19 protein-coding genes are annotated in these 18,054 nt (G+C 65.8%); 2 read left to right on the top strand and 17 right to left on the bottom strand.

The features are described from left to right. Window positions 1-148: 148 nt before the first annotated feature. The 6 genes from glpX to A9Z00_RS12295 all read right to left on the bottom strand — a co-directional run bounded on the left by glpX (window position 149) and on the right by A9Z00_RS12295 (window position 6,155). Complete coding sequence (gene glpX / locus A9Z00_RS12270; RefSeq protein ID WP_296977784.1) at window positions 149-1,114, bottom strand: class II fructose-bisphosphatase; 966 nt, start codon at window positions 1,112-1,114, stop codon at window positions 149-151. 10 nt (window positions 1,115-1,124) lie between these two features. Further along, complete coding sequence (locus A9Z00_RS12275; RefSeq protein WP_296977787.1) at window positions 1,125-1,973, bottom strand: pyruvate, water dikinase regulatory protein; 849 nt, start codon at window positions 1,971-1,973, stop codon at window positions 1,125-1,127. Then, window positions 1,970-2,599, bottom strand: coding sequence for a helix-turn-helix transcriptional regulator (locus A9Z00_RS12280; RefSeq protein ID WP_296978033.1), 630 nt, complete (start codon window positions 2,597-2,599; stop codon window positions 1,970-1,972). Before A9Z00_RS12280 ends, A9Z00_RS12275 begins: the two co-directional genes overlap by 4 nt. A 444-nt stretch (window positions 2,600-3,043) precedes the next feature. Further along, a complete protein-coding gene (locus A9Z00_RS12285) occupies window positions 3,044-4,831 on the bottom strand; it encodes a M3 family oligoendopeptidase (protein WP_296977790.1) in 1,788 nt (595 codons plus the stop codon). A gap of 223 nt (window positions 4,832-5,054) precedes the next feature. Next, entirely contained in the window at window positions 5,055-5,756 is a 702-nt protein-coding gene (locus A9Z00_RS12290; protein ID WP_296977794.1) for a DUF2225 domain-containing protein, read from the bottom strand. 3 nt (window positions 5,757-5,759) lie between these two features. Continuing rightward, window positions 5,760-6,155 (bottom strand): globin domain-containing protein, encoded by a 396-nt coding sequence (locus tag A9Z00_RS12295; RefSeq protein ID WP_296977796.1) that lies wholly within the window; start codon window positions 6,153-6,155, stop codon window positions 5,760-5,762. A gap of 184 nt (window positions 6,156-6,339) precedes the next feature. On the opposite strand from A9Z00_RS12295, the gene ylbJ reads away from it, so the two are divergent. Both ylbJ and A9Z00_RS12305 read left to right on the top strand, forming a co-directional pair. Then, window positions 6,340-7,398 (top strand): sporulation integral membrane protein YlbJ, encoded by a 1,059-nt coding sequence (gene ylbJ, locus A9Z00_RS12300; RefSeq protein WP_296977799.1) that lies wholly within the window; start codon window positions 6,340-6,342, stop codon window positions 7,396-7,398. Between the two features lie 83 nt (window positions 7,399-7,481). Then, on the top strand, window positions 7,482-8,276 hold the full coding sequence (locus tag A9Z00_RS12305) for an NAD kinase (RefSeq protein WP_296977802.1): 795 nt from the start codon (window positions 7,482-7,484) through the stop codon (window positions 8,274-8,276). A 135-nt stretch (window positions 8,277-8,411) separates the two neighbouring features. Here A9Z00_RS12305 and mutY read toward each other — a convergent pair whose 3' ends face one another. The 11 genes from mutY to A9Z00_RS12360 form a co-directional block, all read right to left on the bottom strand. Continuing rightward, complete coding sequence (gene mutY, locus A9Z00_RS12310; RefSeq protein ID WP_296977806.1) at window positions 8,412-9,638, bottom strand: A/G-specific adenine glycosylase; 1,227 nt, start codon at window positions 9,636-9,638, stop codon at window positions 8,412-8,414. Further along, window positions 9,619-10,773, bottom strand: a complete 1,155-nt coding sequence (locus tag A9Z00_RS12315; RefSeq protein ID WP_296977809.1) for an AraC family transcriptional regulator — start codon at window positions 10,771-10,773, stop codon at window positions 9,619-9,621. Before A9Z00_RS12315 ends, mutY begins: the two co-directional genes overlap by 20 nt. A 45-nt stretch (window positions 10,774-10,818) precedes the next feature. Then, a complete protein-coding gene (gene acpS, locus A9Z00_RS12320; protein WP_296977812.1) occupies window positions 10,819-11,208 on the bottom strand; it encodes a holo-ACP synthase in 390 nt (129 codons plus the stop codon). Between the two features lie 132 nt (window positions 11,209-11,340). Continuing rightward, complete coding sequence (gene groL, locus A9Z00_RS12325; RefSeq protein ID WP_296977814.1) at window positions 11,341-12,957, bottom strand: chaperonin GroEL; 1,617 nt, start codon at window positions 12,955-12,957, stop codon at window positions 11,341-11,343. A 111-nt stretch (window positions 12,958-13,068) separates the two neighbouring features. Beyond that, a complete protein-coding gene (gene groES, locus A9Z00_RS12330; protein ID WP_296977817.1) occupies window positions 13,069-13,350 on the bottom strand; it encodes a co-chaperone GroES in 282 nt (93 codons plus the stop codon). A gap of 147 nt (window positions 13,351-13,497) precedes the next feature. Then, window positions 13,498-14,235 (bottom strand): twin-arginine translocase subunit TatC, encoded by a 738-nt coding sequence (tatC, locus tag A9Z00_RS12335; protein WP_296978034.1) that lies wholly within the window; start codon window positions 14,233-14,235, stop codon window positions 13,498-13,500. Window positions 14,236-14,726: 491 nt separating this feature from the next. Continuing rightward, window positions 14,727-14,945, bottom strand: coding sequence for a twin-arginine translocase TatA/TatE family subunit (tatA, locus tag A9Z00_RS12340; RefSeq protein WP_296977820.1), 219 nt, complete (start codon window positions 14,943-14,945; stop codon window positions 14,727-14,729). Between the two features lie 99 nt (window positions 14,946-15,044). Continuing rightward, window positions 15,045-16,055 carry a molybdopterin-binding protein gene (locus tag A9Z00_RS12345; RefSeq protein WP_296977822.1) on the bottom strand — a complete coding sequence of 337 codons (1,011 nt, stop codon included), beginning with the start codon at window positions 16,053-16,055 and terminating at the stop codon, window positions 15,045-15,047. A gap of 14 nt (window positions 16,056-16,069) precedes the next feature. Further along, window positions 16,070-16,561, bottom strand: coding sequence for a MogA/MoaB family molybdenum cofactor biosynthesis protein (locus tag A9Z00_RS12350; RefSeq protein WP_296977825.1), 492 nt, complete (start codon window positions 16,559-16,561; stop codon window positions 16,070-16,072). A gap of 172 nt (window positions 16,562-16,733) precedes the next feature. Further along, complete coding sequence (moaC, locus tag A9Z00_RS12355) at window positions 16,734-17,225, bottom strand: cyclic pyranopterin monophosphate synthase MoaC (protein WP_296977828.1); 492 nt, start codon at window positions 17,223-17,225, stop codon at window positions 16,734-16,736. A gap of 50 nt (window positions 17,226-17,275) precedes the next feature. Next, window positions 17,276-17,887 (bottom strand): 5-formyltetrahydrofolate cyclo-ligase, encoded by a 612-nt coding sequence (locus tag A9Z00_RS12360; RefSeq protein WP_296977833.1) that lies wholly within the window; start codon window positions 17,885-17,887, stop codon window positions 17,276-17,278. Between the last annotated feature and the right edge of the window lie 167 nt (window positions 17,888-18,054).

Consider the following 18,054-nt stretch of genomic DNA (forward strand, 5'->3'; position numbering starts at 1 on the left):
GCAATGCGCTGATCAGTCCCCCGGCGTGCCGGTCGGCGTCCTGTTCAGCGTTGCAATGCGCTGATCAGTCCCCCGGCGTGCCGGTCGGCGTCCTGTTCAGCGTTGCAATGCGCTGATCAGTCCCCCGGCGTGCCGGCCGGCGTACCGTTCAGCGCTGCAGCAGCGGCTTGTTTTTGAGCATATGGATCGACCGGATGAACCGGATCGTCTGCGTCTTTCCGCGCATCACCATCGAATGCGTCTCGGCGCGCCCGCCCTCGAGGTAGCGGACGCCGCCCAGGAATTCGCCCGGCGTGATGCCCGTCGCGGCAAAAATGACATCCCCGTCGCCCACCATGTCGTTCATCCCGAGAATCCGGCGCGGATCGTCGAGCCCCATCGACAGGCAGCGCTGATATTGCGCGTCGTCCTCGAACATCAGCCTGCCCTGCAGCTCGCCGCCGAGGCATTTGATCGCCGCCGCGGCGAGCACGCCCTCGGGCGCGCCGCCCGAACCCATGTACAGGTCGATGCCGGTCTCGGGAAAGCAGGGCGCGATCGCGCCGGCGACGTCGCCGTCGGACAGGAACTTGATCCGCACGCCGGCTTCCCGGAGCACCCGGATGAGCTCCGCGTGGCGCGGACGGTCGAGCACCATGACGGTGAGATCCGACAGCGGCTTGCCCAGCGCGAGCGCCGCCTTCTCCACCGTCGTCCGCGGCGGGTCCTTCAGGCTGAGCTTGCCGGCGAGCGCGGGGCCGACCGCGAGCTTCTCCATGTACATGTCCGGCGCGTGCAGCAGCCGGCCCTTGCCCGCCACCGCCAGGACGGACATGGCGTTGTTCAGCCCCTTCGCGACGATCTCCGTGCCCTCGAGCGGATCGACCGCGATGTCGACCTCCGGTCCGGTTCCGTCGCCGAGCTTCTCGCCGATGTAGAGCATCGGCGCCTCGTCCATCTCGCCCTCGCCGATGACGACGGTGCCGCGGATCGAGACGGAATCGAACATGCGCCGCATCGCTTCCGTCGCCGCGGCGTCCGCCGCATGCTTGTCGCCACGGCCCATCCACGGGGCGGCGGACAGCGCCGCCAGCTCGGTCACGCGGACCAGTTCCAGCGCGAGTTCCCTTTCCATGGCCTTCCTCCTAACGGTTTTGCCGTTTTTCCTGCGCTTCATGCATCATCCTCATGATGATCGCCGCCGTCTCCTCGATCGACCGGTAGGTGACGTCGATCACGGGACAGCCGAGCGCCTCCATGACGGACCGGGCGTAGGCGAGCTCCTCGCGGATGCGCTCGCCCGAAGCGTAGGACACCCCGCCGGGCAGGCCCATCTCGCGCAGCCGCTCGCCGCGGATCTCCCGGAGACGGTCCGGATCCATCGTCAGGCCGACGATCAGCGCATCGGCGGGATTTTCCATGAGCTCCGCGGGCGGCCTGACCTCGGGCACGAGCGGCAGATTCGCCGTGCGGATGCCCTTGTGCGCGAGGAAGACGCTGAGCGGCGTTTTCGACGTGCGCGACACGCCGATCAGGATGACCTCGGCCTGGAGCAGCCCGCGGACGTCCTTGCCGTCGTCGAACCGGATCGCGAACTCCACCGCCTCGATTCTCCTGAAATAGTCCTCGTCCAGCTGGTGCAGCAGGCCCGGCTCGCTCCTGGGCGACCCGTTGAACGTGTCGATGTACGCCTGCATCATCGGCCCGAGCACGTCCACCGCGCGGACGCCGCGCCGTCCCGCTTCCTCGCGCATCATCTCGCGCAGCTCGGGCTGCACGAGCGTGAACGCGATGAAGGCGCCCGTCCGGGCCGCCTCCTCGACGATGGCGGCGATCTCGTCCTCGTCCTTGATCGGGGCGTACCGTTTCAGCCGCACATCGCGGTCGTCGAACTGGCGAACCGTCGCCTTCGCCACCGCCTCCGCCGTCTCGCCGACGCCGTCCGAACAAATGAAAATGGTCTTCGGTCTCTTCCCGTTCTCCGTTTCCGTCACCTACGTCCGCCTCCTTCACGCGGCGCCGGCGGCTGCGGGTTTCCGGCAAACCGTTGCGCCAGGTGCCGGAGCGTCACGCGGCCGACCGCCTCAAGCGCCCCGTCCCGCCCGCGCACCACCGGCAGACAGTCGAGCTCGCGGGCGAGCATCAGGCGCAGCGCCTCGATCGCCTCGTCCTCCGGCGAGACGGTCGCGACATTCGGCACGCGCGTCATGACGAGGCTGACCGGAAGCGCCGAAGCGTCCGCTCCTCCGATCGTCACCTTCAGCAAGTCCTTGGCCGTCACGATGCCCGTGAACCGCTGCTCGCGGTCGACGACGATCAGCCCGTCGACGTTCTCGGTGAACAGCGCGACGACGGCGTCGTGCACCGTGCTCTGTTCGCCGACGCTGACGGGCACGGCCATGACGTCCTTCACCTTGACGCCCGCCAGCCCCCGCGCAGCGGACCCGGCGGTGCGGGCCGGCCCCGGGAAATAGCCGACCTTCGGCTTCGCATCGATGAGGCCGAGCATGACCAGCAGCGCCAGATCGGAGCGAAGCGTCGGCCGGCTGACGCCCAGCATGTTGGCGAGCTGTTCGCCCGTGATCGGCGCGTGCCGCTCCACGAGCCGCACGATCTCCATTTGTCTCGCAGTCAGTTCGATGGCCAACACAACCTTTTATGGAACATTCTATTCCGGGAAATAGAATATCATATTGAAAAATATGATACAACATTTCAGATTACCCTGCCGCCTGTTGCTTCCGATCGCTCCCTCTTGCTTTTCGCCCCCGTTTTTGCTAGGATGAATGCAGGTGAACACACCGTCCATACCCGACGAACGGGCTGGGCGGTGTTTTTCTTTCGCGGATCACCGGTTGAAAATAGAATCAAAATTTCTCCTATCTCCCCGGATCCCTCCACCGGTACCCGCATATCCGAAAAAATGAGCGAAGAAACTTCCTCTATTGCGGCGCATCGGCCGAATTTCGACCAAATGGAGGAAGTTTCTTCGCCTCTTGAAGCCGCACCCTCGTATCGTGCAACTCGTGCAACGTCGAAGACGCTCCGGGCTCATGGTCAGGGCTCATGGCCCAAGCGACAGGAACGCGTCGACATCCTTCAGCGGAACCGCCGCCGCCTCGCGCCAGAACGCGATGTCGTCGAGCCGCACGCCGAGATGCTTCCACGCGAGATCCTCGACGGTCATGGCGCCGGTGTCGCGCAGCAGCGCGGCGTAACGGGCCGCAAACGCCGGGCCCTCGGCCGCGGCCCGTGCGTAAAGGCCGCTGCTGAACAGGTACCCGAACGTGTACGGGAAGTTGTAGAACGGCACGTCCGTCAGATAGAAATGCAGCTTCGACGCCCAGAAATGCGGATGATACGCCCCGAGCGCGCCGCCGTACGCCTCCCGCTGCGCCTCCTCCATCAGGGTGCACAGCTCCTCCGCGGACAGGAGGCCTTCCCGGCGCCTCTCGTAGAAGCGCGTCTCGAACAGGAACCGCGCGCGGATGTTCATGAAGAACGCGACGGCCCGCTGCAGCCGGTCGTCGAGCAGCGCCAGCTTCTCCGCCGGATCGGACGCCTCCCGCACCGCCGAATCGGAGATGATCCATTCGGCAAACGTCGACGCCGTCTCGGCCACGTTCATCGCATATTCCTGCGCGAACGCCGGCAGATCGTTCATCACGTGCTGGTGGTACGCGTGGCCGAGCTCGTGCGCGAGCGTCGAGACGTTCGCCGCCGTGCCCGAATAGGTCATGAAAATGCGCGTCTCGCCGGCGATCGGAAACGACGTGCAGAAGCCGCCGGGACGCTTGCCGCCGCGGTCCTCCGCTTCGATCCAGCGCTCCCGGAACGCCCGCTCCGCCAGTTCGGCCATGTCCGGGCTGAACTCCCGGAACCGCCCGACGATGAAGGCGGCCGCCTCTTCGTACGGCACGGTTCGCGCGGCCGCACCGATCGGCGCCTCGACGTCGTGCCAGTCGGGCTGTTCCAGCCCGAGCAGCTCCGCTTTCCGCCGCAGGTACCGTACGAGCGCCGGGCGCGTCTCGTCAACCGCGGCCCACATCGCCTCCAGCGTCTCGGGCCGCATCCGGTTCATGTCGAGCGGCTCCTTCAGCACGCTCCTCCACCCGCGCCGGTCGTACAGCTTGAGCCGGAAGCCGGCGATCCGGTTCAGCGCCTCGGCGCACAGATCGGCCTGGCGCGCCCATTCCGCCTCCCAGCTCCCGAACGCCGCCTTCCGGACGCCGCGGTCCCCGTGGTACAGCAGATTCTGCATCTGCCCCGCCGACCAGGTTTTCACCTCTCCCGTCTCGTCCGCCGCCCGAAAACGGGTCCGCCCGACGATCGTGTTGTACAGCTCGCCCCACCCGTGATAGCCGTTCACCGCGAGATCGCCGGCGAGCGCCTCCTGCTCGGGCGGAAGCTTCTCCTTCGCCCGCTCCCGCCGCTGGACCACGTAAAACGCCGCCGCGCCGGGACCGCTTTCCGACGACAGCCAGCCTTCGAACATCTCGTCGCCCGCGGCGCCCAGCGCGCGGTCGTACAGCGTCATGACCGCCTGGAAAGCCGCGGCCAGATTCTTCACCCGGTCATCCAGCGCGGCCGCCCGCCGGTCCGCGACATCGGCCGCCGTCAGGCAGGCCGTGAACGATTCCGCTTCCCTGAGACGGGCCAGAATCGACTGCGCGGTCCGCGTCCACTCGCCGAGCAGGTCCGCGGTGACCGGCGCGTCTTCCGCGGCGCGCAGCGACCGTTCGAACGCCGCGATGTCCCGCTCGAGACCGTCGAGCTCCGCCGCGAACGCTTCGGACCCCGAGCCGCCGGGATAGATATTGTCGAGATTCCAGCTCATGTCGAGCCGATGCATCGTTCTGGCTCGCTCCTTTCCCGCCCCGTCCCGCGCCGGGCGGGTGCCGGGGCGATGGGATGGCATCCTTATTTTATACCAAGAAAAAGGGGCATGCGTCCGTCCGGAGGACCTCCCGATGCCCGGACCGCCGACCGTCTCCCCCGCCGGACACGCGGAAGGCCGGCCGAACCCGCTTCGGCGGGACCGGCCGGCCTTCCCCGGATTACGCATGCCATGCGTCCTACAGCAATTCGGCCTCTTCCGGCATCGCCATCTTCTTCGCCAGCATCTCTTCGCGCAGTTGATGCCACGCTTCCCGCGACGCCTTGATCATGGCGGCGTCCATGATCCGCTTGTCGTTGACGATGCGGGAGAACCACCTGACCGCTTCATGAGGCTCGTCCAGCCGGCGGTACAGCTCGCCGATCAGATACATGAGGCGCGCGTTGTTGATGTCCTTGCCCTCCCGCTCATACACGTGGATGTATTCCTCCAGCGCGTAGCGCAGGAATCGCAGTTCCTGGTCCTTCATGTCCCGGAGCCGGTACATCCAGGCGATGTGGTGGAGCAGTCCGGCGATGACGCGTTCCGAGTCGCCGACCGTCTGCGCGCAGAGCAGCGCCCGCTTGTAGCAGTCGAGCGCCTCCTCCCACGTCCGCTTCCCGCCGTAATCGCGATGCACCCAGCTTTTGCCGATGCGCTCCATGTACATTTCCTTCTGCCTGGGCGTCAGTTCCTGCTTCATGTTCTCGGTGAAGGCGTATCCGCAGGACGGGCAGACGCGCACGACGCAGAAGTCGGGATTGACATCGTCCCTGTAATGGGCCATGAAATCCGTATCGGTGCGAATCGCCTTCCGGAAGCTCGGACGGACGCGGGAACTCAGGAATGTCCGCTCGCAGCACGGACACTGGACTTTCGCCTGGAACAGTGGATCCACCATCGCTCAGCCTTCCTCCTCATCGACCGTATTGACGAAATGATGGGCCGGTCCGGACAACCGATCCAGCACAAGCGCCGCAAGTTCCGGCGAAAGCCCGGCCTCATCCAGGGCGCGGCGCATGCAGTCGAGCCAGGCGTCCGCACGCTTGGGAGTGATCGGAAACTTCAGGTGCCTCGCGCGCATCATCGGATGGCCGTAAACGTCCGAATAGAGCGGGGGACCGCCGAAGAACTGGGTGAGAAACATGTACTGCTTCTCCATGACGGGCCGGATGTCTTCCGGGAACAAGGGCGCAAGCAGCGGATGCTCCTTGACCTTCGGATAGAAAGCTTCGACAATGCGTCGTATCATCGGAGCCCCGCCGATCGCCTCGTACAGGGTGCCGTAAGCCTGCTGCACGCATCTCACTCCAGGCGCATGAATGCCGGGACTGCGATCGCAAGTTTCGACAGCATTATACCATACTTTGGGCGGGAACCGCGACAAAGACGAAATGCCCGCCGGCCGCAGGTCCGGTGTGCTGTTTGTCCGCGGACGGGCATATGGATGGAAAAAGAATCCGCCTTTCGGGAGGGGAAGCGGCGTGGCGCGATTGGTTCGATCCCTCGCACGTCCGGCTCCGCTCGCCGCCGCGTGCGGCATCGTGCTCGCCGCGCTGATGGCGGCGCATCCCGCCGCTTCGCTGGAGGCGTCCCTGCGGGGCGTCGCCGTCTGGTGGGACGTGCTGTTCCCCGCACTGTTTCCGTTCTTCGTCATGGCCGAGCTGATGCTCGGATTCGGCGTTGTCCATTTCTTCGGCACGCTGCTCGACCCGCTGATGCGTCCTCTCTTCCGGCTGCCCGGCATCGCGGGCTTCGTCGTCACGATGGGATTGATCTCCGGCTACCCGGTCGGCGCCCGCCTCGCGTCCAGGCTGCGGGAGCAGGGACAGATCAGCCGGACGGAGGGCGAGCGGCTCGTCGCCTTCGTGACGACCTCCGATCCGATCTTCCTGATCGGCGCCGTATCGGTCGGCTTCTTCCACGATCCCGCCCTGGCACCGGTGCTTGCGGCCGCGCACTATGGCGGCGCCCTCGTCATCGGGCTCGCCTTCCGCCGGTACCGCCGGCAGGATCCGCTCACGCCCGCCGAATCGCCCCGGAACGCGCGGCTTGTTCCCGCCGCGTTCGCCGCGATGCACCGCGCCCGCACGGCGGACGGGCGCACACCCGGGCGGCTGCTGGCGGATGCGGTCGGCTCCGCGCTTCGGCTCAACACCGTCGTGGGCGGCCTGGTCGTCTTTTTTTCCGTCGTGATGGAGCTCCTGGCCAGGGCCCGCGTCCTCGATCTGTTCGTTGCGATGCTGCAGGCGCTCCTGCAGGGAGCGGGGCTGCCGGCGCAGACGGCCTCCGCGTTCGCCAGCGGCCTGTTCGAGGTGACGCTCGGCGCGAAGGCGGCCGGCGAAGCGGACGCGGCGCTTGCGCACCGGGCGGCCGCGGCGGCGTGGGTGCTCTCCTGGGCCGGTCTGTCCGTGCACGCGCAGATCGCGAGCATCATCGGCACGACGGACATCCGCTACGCGCCGTTCCTCGCGGCCCGGGCGGCGCACGGCGTCATCGGCGCCGCGCTCGTCTATCTGCTGTGGGGCCTGCTCGGTCCGTGACGCGCGAAGAAACGAAAGGGATTTGTCTGCGGCGCCGTTTTTCGCTATGATCGAGGGAGAACGATGCGGAGGGAGTCATTCTGTTGAAATATGTCGTCATTGACCGGGGCGACGATCTGTCCCGGCGGCTGACCGGGCGGTTCCACACGCTGGCTTCGGCGCACGGGTTTGCGCCGGACGCGGAATCGCCGGATATCGTCATTTCGATCGGCGGCGACGGCACGCTGCTGCAGGCGTTCCACCGGTACAACCATCTGCTCGACCGCGTCAGCTTCGTCGGCGTGCATACCGGCCACCTGGGCTTTTACGCCGACTGGCAGGCCCACGAGCTCGACGATCTCGTCGCGAAGATGGCGTCGGACAAGCCGCAGTACGTCCGCTACCCGCTGGTCGAGGTCGTGGCGAACAGGCCGGACGGCAGCGAACGGTATCTGGCGCTGAACGAGTTCACGCTGAAGGGCGTCGGCAGCACGCTCGTCGCCAGCATCCACATCAACGACGAACTGTTTGAAATGTTCCGCGGCGACGGCATCGTCGTGTCGACGCCGTCCGGCAGCACGGCCTACAACAAGAGCCTCGGCGGCGCGGTCATCCATCCGTCGATCGAATCGCTGCAGATTGCCGAGATCGCGTCGATCAACAACCGGGTCTACCGGACGCTCGGCTCGTCCGTCGTGCTGCCGAAACATCATCACTGCGACATCATTCCCGAGAAGGAATCGCAGCGGCTCGCGCTGGTCGTCGACCACATCAGCATCGAGCGCAGCGACATCCGGTCGCTCCGATGCACCGTCTCGGACAAGAAAATCTGCTTCGCCCGGTACCGGCCGTTCCCGTTCTGGCGGAGGGTGCGCGAAGCATTCCTCACCGAGTCGTAGGTGCGGCGGCCCGGGCTTTCCCGATTCGGCGATTCGATTGGGCGAGTCGATTTGGCGCGCCTTTGCCGCCATGGACGTCGCTTCAGGCAAAACCGGACAAAAGACGGCAAGCCGGGAACATGCTCCCGGCTTGCTTCATGCCCGCTTGGCGAAGTAATCGTTCAATAGCCGTAAGAATACATTCGGAAACGCGAGCGACGCCATATCCTCCGGTCCGATCCAAAGCCAGCCTTCCGGCGGTTCGTCCCCATCCGGAGCGCGGTCCGGGCCGCCGGCACAAGGGGCGCCCGCTTCGGCGGCGACGGCGGCTTCGGAACCGGCAGCTCCGGTCGACGCGGAGCCGGCGTCCAGGAAAAATCCGAATTCGGCGAGATACACCTCCACCTGCCACCGGATATGGCTGAACACATGCTCCGCCTTCGCCCAGAGGTGCACCGGGCGCACGAGCAGGCCGGCTTCTTCCGCCAGCCCGCGGCTGAGCGCGTCGAAGGCGCCCGCCCGGGGTGATGCGGCATACCCGTCGGCCGCCGCCTCCGGCGCCAGCACATGCGGCAGCTCCCACATCCGGGCGAGCAGCCCGCTGTCCGGCCGCCGCCGAACGAGCACCTTGCCCGCGTGCCGGCCGCGGCCCTCGACGATGACCGCCATCCGTGCCTCGGGCCGGGGCGGCTTCGCCTTGGATTTCACGGGCAGCTCCCGTTCGCGTCCGGCAGCGCGGCCGGCGCAGCGCTCCAGCACCGGGCAGAGCAGGCAGCCCGGCGATTGGGGCGTGCAGACGAGCGCGCCGAGCTCCATGACGGCCTGGTTGAATTCGCCGGCTCTCCCCTCGGGAATGATCGAAGCCGCGAGCCGCTCGATCCGGGCGCGGGCGGACGGCTTCGCCACGTCGTCCGTCAGCAGGAAATACCGCGACAGCACGCGCATCACGTTGCCGTCCACCGCCGGCTCCGGCTTGCCGAACGCGATGCTCAGGATGGCGCCGGCCGTGTACGGGCCGATCCCCTTCAGCGCCGACAGCGCCTTCTTGTCATCCGGCACGACGCCGCCGTGCCGCTCGACCACCTGCCGCGCTCCCGCCTGCAGATTGCGCGCCCGCGAATAGTAGCCGAGGCCTTCCCACAGCTTCAGCACCTCTTCCTCCGGCGCCTCCGCCAGATGCCGGATCGTCGGGAACCGCCGCATGAACCGCTCGTAATACGGAATCACCGTGTCGACCCGCGTCTGCTGCAGCATCACTTCCGACACCCAGATCCGGTACGGATCGCGATCCCGCCGCCAGGGAAGGTCGCGCTTGTTCCGATCGTACCAGTCCAGCAGCCGCGATGCGAAATAGGCGGCCGCTTCAGTCCGGTCTGAATCCATATCCCGCTCCTCCCGTGCCTGTTGCCGCCGGAACCGGGCTCCGTTCCGGAAAATCGGAATCCGCCGCGGCATCCGCAAGGCCGGCCTTCCCCGCCGTCGCATCCTTCGGCAAGACACGTTCCGGCACAGCCGGACCCTGCCCCGGCACGAACGGACCTTCTCCCGGCACGGCCGAACCATTGCACGGCACGACCGGCCGTTGGCCCGGCACATCCGCTTCCGAAGCCGTTCCCCCCGGCAAGACCGGGTTCGCAGCCGAAACATGCGGCCCGCCCGCCGGCCGGGTCGCGTCGGCCGTCAGGGCCTTCCGCCCGCCGTACAGCTTGCGGTAGCGCGTCGGCGAGAGGCCCGTATGCTGCTTGAACAGACGGGACAGATAGTGGTTTTGCATGCCGACGGCGGCCGCGATCTCGGAGACGTGGATGTCGGTTTCCTCCAGCAGCTTCCTGGCCTTCTCGAGCCGCCGCATGTTGACGTAGTGGATGGGCGGCAGGCCGATCAGATTTTTGAACAGGCTGACAAAATAATTCGGATGCAGGTACGCCATCTTCGCCAGCTCTTCAAGCGTCAGGTTGTCCGCCAGATGACGGTCGATGTAATCGAGCACGTTTCCCAGCCTGACGAAAAGGTCCATGTTGGCGATCGCTTTCTCGTCCACCCGGCATTTCTCGAGAAAGCGGGCCAGCACCTCGTACAGCGCGGCCTTCGACCGCAGCACGCTCGTGATGGCCGAATCGTTAAACGATTCAATCATCGCCTCAAATAATCGGACGATGTCCGGATCCCCGCCCACGTCGACGCACACGGGAAGCTTCAGCATGCCGATCAGCTCGGTGTCGCCGAGATTCGCGTCGAACTGGGCCCAGTACGCCTCGACCGGCTCCGTCCCCGACACGCCGCACGACTGTTCCGTTCCGGCGGGCAGCATGGACAGGGTTCCGGGTTTGAATAGGGCCCGTTTCCCGTCTACTTCAAACCAGCACGTCCCCTTCGTCACGTAGACGAGCTTGTAGCCGTGAGGCCGCGAACACCCCAGGCTGGACCCGGGAGCGAAGGAACTCCATGCGGCCAGTGTCACTTCAGCGTTGAGTCGTCTCAGATGTTGTTCCAGGATGATCCGGTAAATGCGTTCCATAATCGCTCCCAGCAGTACGGTACGATTGCCGAAGCGCCAGGCGCCTCAGCGCCGTTCGGCCACGGCGAGGGCCGACGCATAACCGCGATCGTGGGTGATCGCCACGTGGATCACGGTCTCCGACGGATCGAACCCGAGACGCTCCCAAGCGCGGTCGGACAGGGTACAGACCGGTTTCCCCAGGCGGTCGGGCAGCACGATGATATCGATAAACCGAACCGCCGCCCCGATGCCGCATCCGAACGCTTTCGCCACCGCTTCCTTCACCGCGAAACGTCCGGCCGCGTATTCCGCCAGCCGCCTGCCTCCCTCCGGCGCCCGGGCGATCTCCCCTTCCGTCAGAATGCGCCGAAGGAACGCGTCCTTCCGGTTTCCCTCCAGGATGCGTTCGATCCGCGCGATCTCCACCAGATCGTGTCCGATGCCGATGATCACGTGCAGCCGCCTCCGTTACCTGGCCTTGGCGCCCGATCAATTATACTTCATTTTAGTATAACAGTTCCACGGCCCAAAAAAGCGAAGGCCTCTCGCGGGGAGAGGCCTTGATGACGTTCGGACGTCGCGGGATCACATCATGTCCATGTTCGGCGACGGACCCGCATTTTTCTCCTTCTCCGGCTTGTCGGCCACGACCGCTTCCGTCGTCAGGAACATGGCCGCCACCGAAGCCGCGTTTTGCAGCGCGGAGCGCGTCACCTTCGCCGGGTCGACGATGCCGGCTTCGAACATGTTGACGAATTCGTCCGTCGCCGCGTTGTAACCGATGCCGACCGGTTCCTTCTTCAGCCGTTCGACGATGACGGAACCTTCCTTGCCGGCGTTTTGCGCAATCGTGCGGACCGGCTCTTCGAGCGCGCGCAGCACGATGTTGATGCCCGTTTGCTCGTCGTCGTTTTCGCCCTTCAGCGCAGCCACCGCAGGCAGGATGTTGATCAGCGCCGTGCCGCCGCCGGACACGATGCCTTCCTCAACCGCAGCCTTCGTGGAGTTGAGGGCGTCTTCGATGCGCAGCTTGCGCTCCTTCAGCTCCGTCTCCGTAGCGGCGCCGACCTTGATGACCGCTACGCCGCCGGACAGCTTCGCAAGACGTTCTTGCAGCTTCTCGCGGTCGAAGTCGGACGTCGTTTCTTCGAGTTGAGCCTTGATTTGCTGGATACGGGCTTGGATATCCTTCTTGTCGCCGGCGCCGTCCACGATGATCGTGTTTTCCTTCGACACGCGGACCTGACGCGCGCTGCCGAGCTGTTCCAGCGTAGCCGACTTCAGCTCGAGGCCGAGCTCTTCCGTGATGACTTGGCCGCCCGTGAGCGCCGCGATGTCACCCAGCATCGCCTTGCGGCGGTCACCGAAGCCCGGAGCCTTGACGGCGCAGCAGAGGAACGTGCCGCGCAGCTTGTTGACGACAAGCGTCGCTTGCGCTTCGCCTTCGACGTCTTCCGCGATGATGAGCAGCGGTTTGCCCGTTTGCACGACCTTCTCGAGGATCGGCAGGATGTCCTGGATGCTCGAGATCTTCTTGTCGGTGATCAGGATGTACGGATTGTCGAGCACGGCTTCCATCTTGTCCGTGTCCGTGACCATGTACGCGGACGTGTAGCCGCGGTCGAATTGCATACCTTCGACGACTTCCAGTTCCGTCTGGATGCCCTTCGACTCTTCGACCGTGACGACGCCGTCGTTGCCGACCTTCTCCATCGCGTCCGCGATCAGCTCGCCGAGTTCCGGATCAGCGGCGGAGATGGCTGCAACCTGGGCGATCGATTGACGGCCTTGGATCGGCTTCGCGATCTTCTTCAGCTCCTCGACCGCCGTCTTCACCGCTTTCTCGATGCCGCGGCGGATCGCCATCGGATTCGCGCCGGCCGTCACGTTCTTCAGACCTTCGCGAATCATCGCCTGCGCCAGAACGGTAGCCGTCGTCGTGCCGTCGCCGGCCACGTCGTTCGTCTTCGTGGCAACTTCCTTCACGAGTTGGGCGCCCATGTTCTCAAACGGATCTTCGAGTTCGATTTCCTTCGCGATCGTCACGCCGTCGTTCGTGATCAGCGGGCTGCCGAACTTCTTCTCCAGCACGACGTTGCGGCCCTTCGGACCGAGCGTCACCTTCACGGCGTTGGCGAGCGTGTCAACACCGCGAAGCATCGCGCGGCGTGCTTCTTCATTGAACAGGATCTGTTTGGCCATTGTGCGTGATTACCTCCTTGAACCGTTCGGATTCGTCTTGCGCGTGTGCGATGCCTGGTGCATCTGACCTGCGACCGCAGGTTCCGTCGGCACGAAGCCAAGGGGCCGGAATTACTCCAGAATCGCGTGGATGTCGCTTTCCCTCATGATGAGGTATTCCTTGCCTTCATATTTGATTTCCGTACCCGCGTATTTCGAGAACAGCACGCGGTCCCCGACCTTCACTTCCGGAGCGACAAGCACGCCGTCCTTGTAGGCGCCCTTGCCGACGGCGATCACTTTGCCTTCCTGCGGCTTTTCCTTCGCCGTGTCGGGCAGCACGATGCCGCTGGCAGTCGTTTCTTCCCTTGCGATCGGTTCGACCAGTACGCGGTCAGCCAAAGGTTTGATCATGCGGAATGTGCCTCCTTCGCATCGTTAGATATGAAGCGACTTGCATTGTTAGCACTCGACCTGGGCAAGTGCTAACAGCCAACTCTTATAATACTCAAGATGAAATTTCAATGCAAGGGGAGATCATCCGTCGAATTTGCAAAAAAATCAGCCCTCGTCCGGCCGCTGGATTTCCTGCCGGCGCCGCATCCTGCGGTGGACGGCCTCCGCCATGAAGACGCTGAACTCGTACAGCAGGATGAGCGGCAGCGCGACGAGCAGGTCCGAGATGAAGTCCGGCGGCGTGACGAGGACGCCGACGAAGATGAGCCCGAACCAGGCGTACCGGCGCATCCGGCGCAGCCGCGACGGATTCAGGATGCCGATCCGCGTCAGGAACATGATGAGAATCGGCAGCTCGAAGAGCAGCGAGATCGGCACGATGATGTTGAACATGAACGAGAAATATTGCACGATCCCATACGTCTCCACGAGGCCGAGGCGGCGCGAGACCGACGTGGTGAATTCGAACGCGAGCGGGAAAATGACGAACCAGGAAAACGCAAGCCCGGCCGCCAGCATCGCGAACGCGAGCGGCACGTAGCCCAGCGCCGCTCTCCGCTCGCGGGGCCTGAGGCCGGGACTGACGAACGCCCAGATCTGATAGAACGCGAACGGGATGGTGATCAGCAGCGCGACCACGAAGGCGATTTTCATGTACATCCCGATGCCGTCCCACAGCGAGAACGCGTGCAGGTCGGTCAGCCTGCTGGCCGGCTCGATGCTCATCAGATAGTTGAACACCGGATCGGCCGCAAACAGCCCGAGGACCAGTCCGGCAACCAGCACGGCCAGCACCCGGATCAGTCTGCTCCGAAGCTCGGCGATATGCTCGAACAGATGCATCTGTTTCTCGCCGTCCGATCCGTCGCCGGACCGGTCCGCCGGCCGGATGTCGCGATCCGACAAAGCACGTCCTCCTCCTTCCGCACGCGATGATGCAATCGGGCGGCACCGGGCCCGCTTCCAGCATGGTTAACGGTCCCGCGGACCGTTATCGCACCTTGCCGCCCCTCCCGAACGGGCGATTACGGTCCCACGGACCGTTATTTCGCCTCCCCGGGCGGCACCGGGCCCGCTTCCAGCATGGTTAACGGTCCCGCGGACCGTTATCGCACCTTGCCGCCCTTCCCGAACGGGCCATTACGGTCCCACGGACCGTTATTTCGCCTCCCCGGGCAGCGCCGGGCCCGCTTCATGCGCGCTTTACGGTCCCGCGGACCGTTATCGCGCCTTCATGCCCCTCCCGAACCGGCAACGGTGGACCATGCAGGCCGTCATCGCCCGCTCCCCGAACGCCGATACCGTCCCTTCCGCCACAAAAAAAGCGATTCCGGTCATTCCGGAAGCCGCTTCTTGTCCGCATCCTGATTGTCCGGAGGGCGGTTCTTCCCTTCGTCACGGTCGATATCCTCCACGATCTCCCGCGCGCCCATCCTGAACTCGCGCAGCGTCCGGCCGAACGCCCTGCCGAGCTCCGGCAGCTTGCTCGGACCGAACAGCAGCAGCGCGATGATGACGAGCAGGATGAGCCCCGGCACACCGATACTGCTCATAGGTTTCACGTTCCCTCCTTACGAGCCGCGCCCATCCGCTTCCCGCGGGATCGGGCTCGATGTTCGTCTCCGTTCCGGCGCCATCGCCCGGCGGCCGTTCTATCCGTGGTACAATCCTCCGTAGCCCATGCCGGCGATTGTATCCCGCGTGATGCGATCCCCCGCGAGGATGCGCGGCAACAGGACGTCGAACGACGTGTACGGATCGTGCATGACGCAGCCGGGGAGTCCCAGGATCGGGACGTCGCCCAGATAGCCGACAAGCAGCATGGAACCCGGAAGCATCGGCGTCCCGTAGCTGACGATGTCCGCGCCGGCTTCCCGGATCGCCCCGGGCGTCCGGTCGTCCGGGTCGACGGACATGCCTCCGGTCACCAATATCATATCATACCCTTGTTCCAGCAAATAGTGAATCTCCGTGACAATTTGTTGACGATCGTCCGGCGCGAAGCGCTGCTCGGCGACCTCCGAACCGAGCGCCTCCAGCTTGGCGCGGACGACCGGGCCGAACCTGTCCCGGATGCGGCCGCTGTACACTTCGCTGCCGGTGACGAGCAGCCCGGCGCGGACGGAACGGAGCGGCCGCACGGACAGCGGTCCGCCGCCGTGCCGCGCGCGCCATTCCGCGGCCAGGGCCTCGGCCGCCGCGATCTTCCGCTCCTCGATGACGAGCGGAATCGCGCGCACCGCCGCGATGCTCTCACCGGGCCGTAGCAGGGCATCCTTCCGGACCGTCGCGAGCGCGATGTCGCCGATCTCGTTCACGCTGCGCACGAACGCCTCGTCGACGGCGGCAAGGCCGATCCGCTGCGCCTTCAGCGTCACCTTGCCTTCGGCCGGCTCGCCGAACGCGACATCGTCGCCGGCGAGCGCCCGGGCCAGGCGAAGCGCGGCGTCATCCTCGTGCAGGTCGCCCTCGCCGAGCTCCAGCACATAAATGTGCGCCTTGCCGATGTCCAGCAGCTTCGGAATGTCCTCTTCGGTGATCACATGCCCCTTGCGGAACAGCCGTCCCTTGAACTGTCCGGGGATGATCTGCGTCAGGTCGTGGGCCAGCCGGAGCCCGACGGCTTCTTCGACCGGCACCTCGCGCAGCCTCGTCGTCTTCATGTTCCGCCCCCGCTTCAGCCGTGTTCCGTCTGCCGTCCGGTGAGGACCGCCAGCGCGTGCGGCAGTTGGTCCATGATCGCCATCAGGCTCTCCTGCACGCCCTTCGGACTGCCCGGCAGATTGATGATCAGCGTGCGGCCGCGGATGCCGGCGATGCCGCGCGAGAGCATCGCGGCGCGGGTTCTCGCCATCGCGCCGGCCCGCATCGCCTCCGGAATGCCCGGAACCCTGCGCTCGATGACGCGCTCGGTCGCCTCCGGCGTGACGTCGCGGGGGCCGAGCCCCGTCCCGCCCGTCGTCAGGATCAGGTCCGGACGGTAATACTCGGTGATCTCGATCAGCGCCGCCGTAATCTCGTCCTGGTCGTCCGGCACGATGCGGTATTCGACGATCTCGGCGCCGATTTCTTCTTCCATCAGTTCGCGGATCACCTGGGCGCTCGTGTCCTCCCGCTCTCCCGCGGCCCCCCTGTCGCTCGCCGTCAGAATCGCAACTCTCCAACGCATCCGTTTCCCCTCCCAAGGCATGACGGGCGGTGCCCCGCCTCCGCAAGACGCCTCCGTCATGCGAATGAGACGAAAAATCAGCCTTCGGCGTTCTCTATCTCTCGGATCGGACCACGGCCCGCAAGCCGGCCGCGTCCTCCGTCGCCGCGCAATTCCTTCGGCCCGCGGAAGCTCAAGCCCGTTCCTCCGTCCGCTCGTAGTCGCCGCTCGTGCCGCCCGTCTTGCGGACGAGGCGTGTCGGGCCGATCTCCATGTCCCTCTGCAGCGCCTTGCACATGTCGTAGACGGTCAGCGCCGCCGCCGACACGGCGGTGAGCGCCTCCATCTCCACGCCGGTCCTGCCGACCGTCTTCACGGTCGCTTCGATGTGCAGACGATCGACGCCGTTGTCGCTGAACCGGATGTCTATGCCGGCAAGCGGCAGCGGGTGGCACAGCGGAATCCATTCGCTCGTCCGCTTCGCCGCCATGATGCCCGCCACCTGCGCGACGGCCAGCACGTCGCCCTTGCCGACCCGTCCGCTGCGGATCGCCGCGAGCGTCTCCGGGCGCATCGTGACGGTCGTCTCGGCCACCGCCGTCCGCTCCGTCGCGTCCTTGCCCGTCACATCCACCATGCGCGCCCGCCCCTGGTCGTTGAAATGCGAGAATCCCTTGTCCGCCATCCGTTCCGCCTCCCCGCCGCCTGCACGGCATGAACCCGGGGCCGCAGCCGTCAACCCGGCTCCCGCACGAAATGCACGCCTTCTTCCGTCACATAGCCGTCGACCCGGGCGTCGTGCGGTTCGACGGGCAGCACGGGCACGATCTGGAGCCCGAAGGCCAGGCCCATCCAGGGGGCCGCGCCTCCCGCCGCGCGCATGCGCTCCGCGAACCGGTCGTAATAGCCGCCGCCGTAGCCGAGCCGGCTCCCGTCCGGCGCAAAGGCGAGCCCCGGGACGAAGACGGCGCCGACGGCCGCAAGATCCTCCCAGCGCTCCGCGCGCGCAGGGTCCGGTTCCGGCAGGCCGTACGCTCCCGACCGCAATTCGTCAAGGCTCCGCACCCGGAACAGGACGAGCGACCGGTCCGGCACGGAGCAGACGGGCAGCAGGACGGCCAGCCCCTCGCGCAGGCCCCACTCGAGCAGCGGCCGCGTGTCCAGCTCCGAACGGAACGGGGCGTAGGCGAGGAAGACATCCGTCCCCTTCTCCCGCAGCCACCTGGCGGCGTGGGCGCACGCCCTTTCGGACATGAGCCGCCGGGAAGGCTCCGGAATCCCGTCGCGAAGCGCGGCCATCTTCCGCCGCAGCGCCGCCTTGCCGGCATGCCGGCTGCCGCTTGCCACGATCGAATCCGCCTTTCCCGCCTTGATGTATGAATAATGCGTGAATAATCTGTCATCAGTTTACCATTCCGCCGCGCAATTCGCCAATGGCGCCGCGCGCATGAAAGGCGCCGGACGGCGCGATACTATCCGTGATATTCCATGACAGTCGACCCGGCCCCCGGCCG

This window comes from Thermobacillus sp. ZCTH02-B1, assembly GCF_002159085.1.
Taxonomy (GTDB): domain Bacteria; phylum Bacillota; class Bacilli; order Paenibacillales; family Paenibacillaceae; genus Thermobacillus.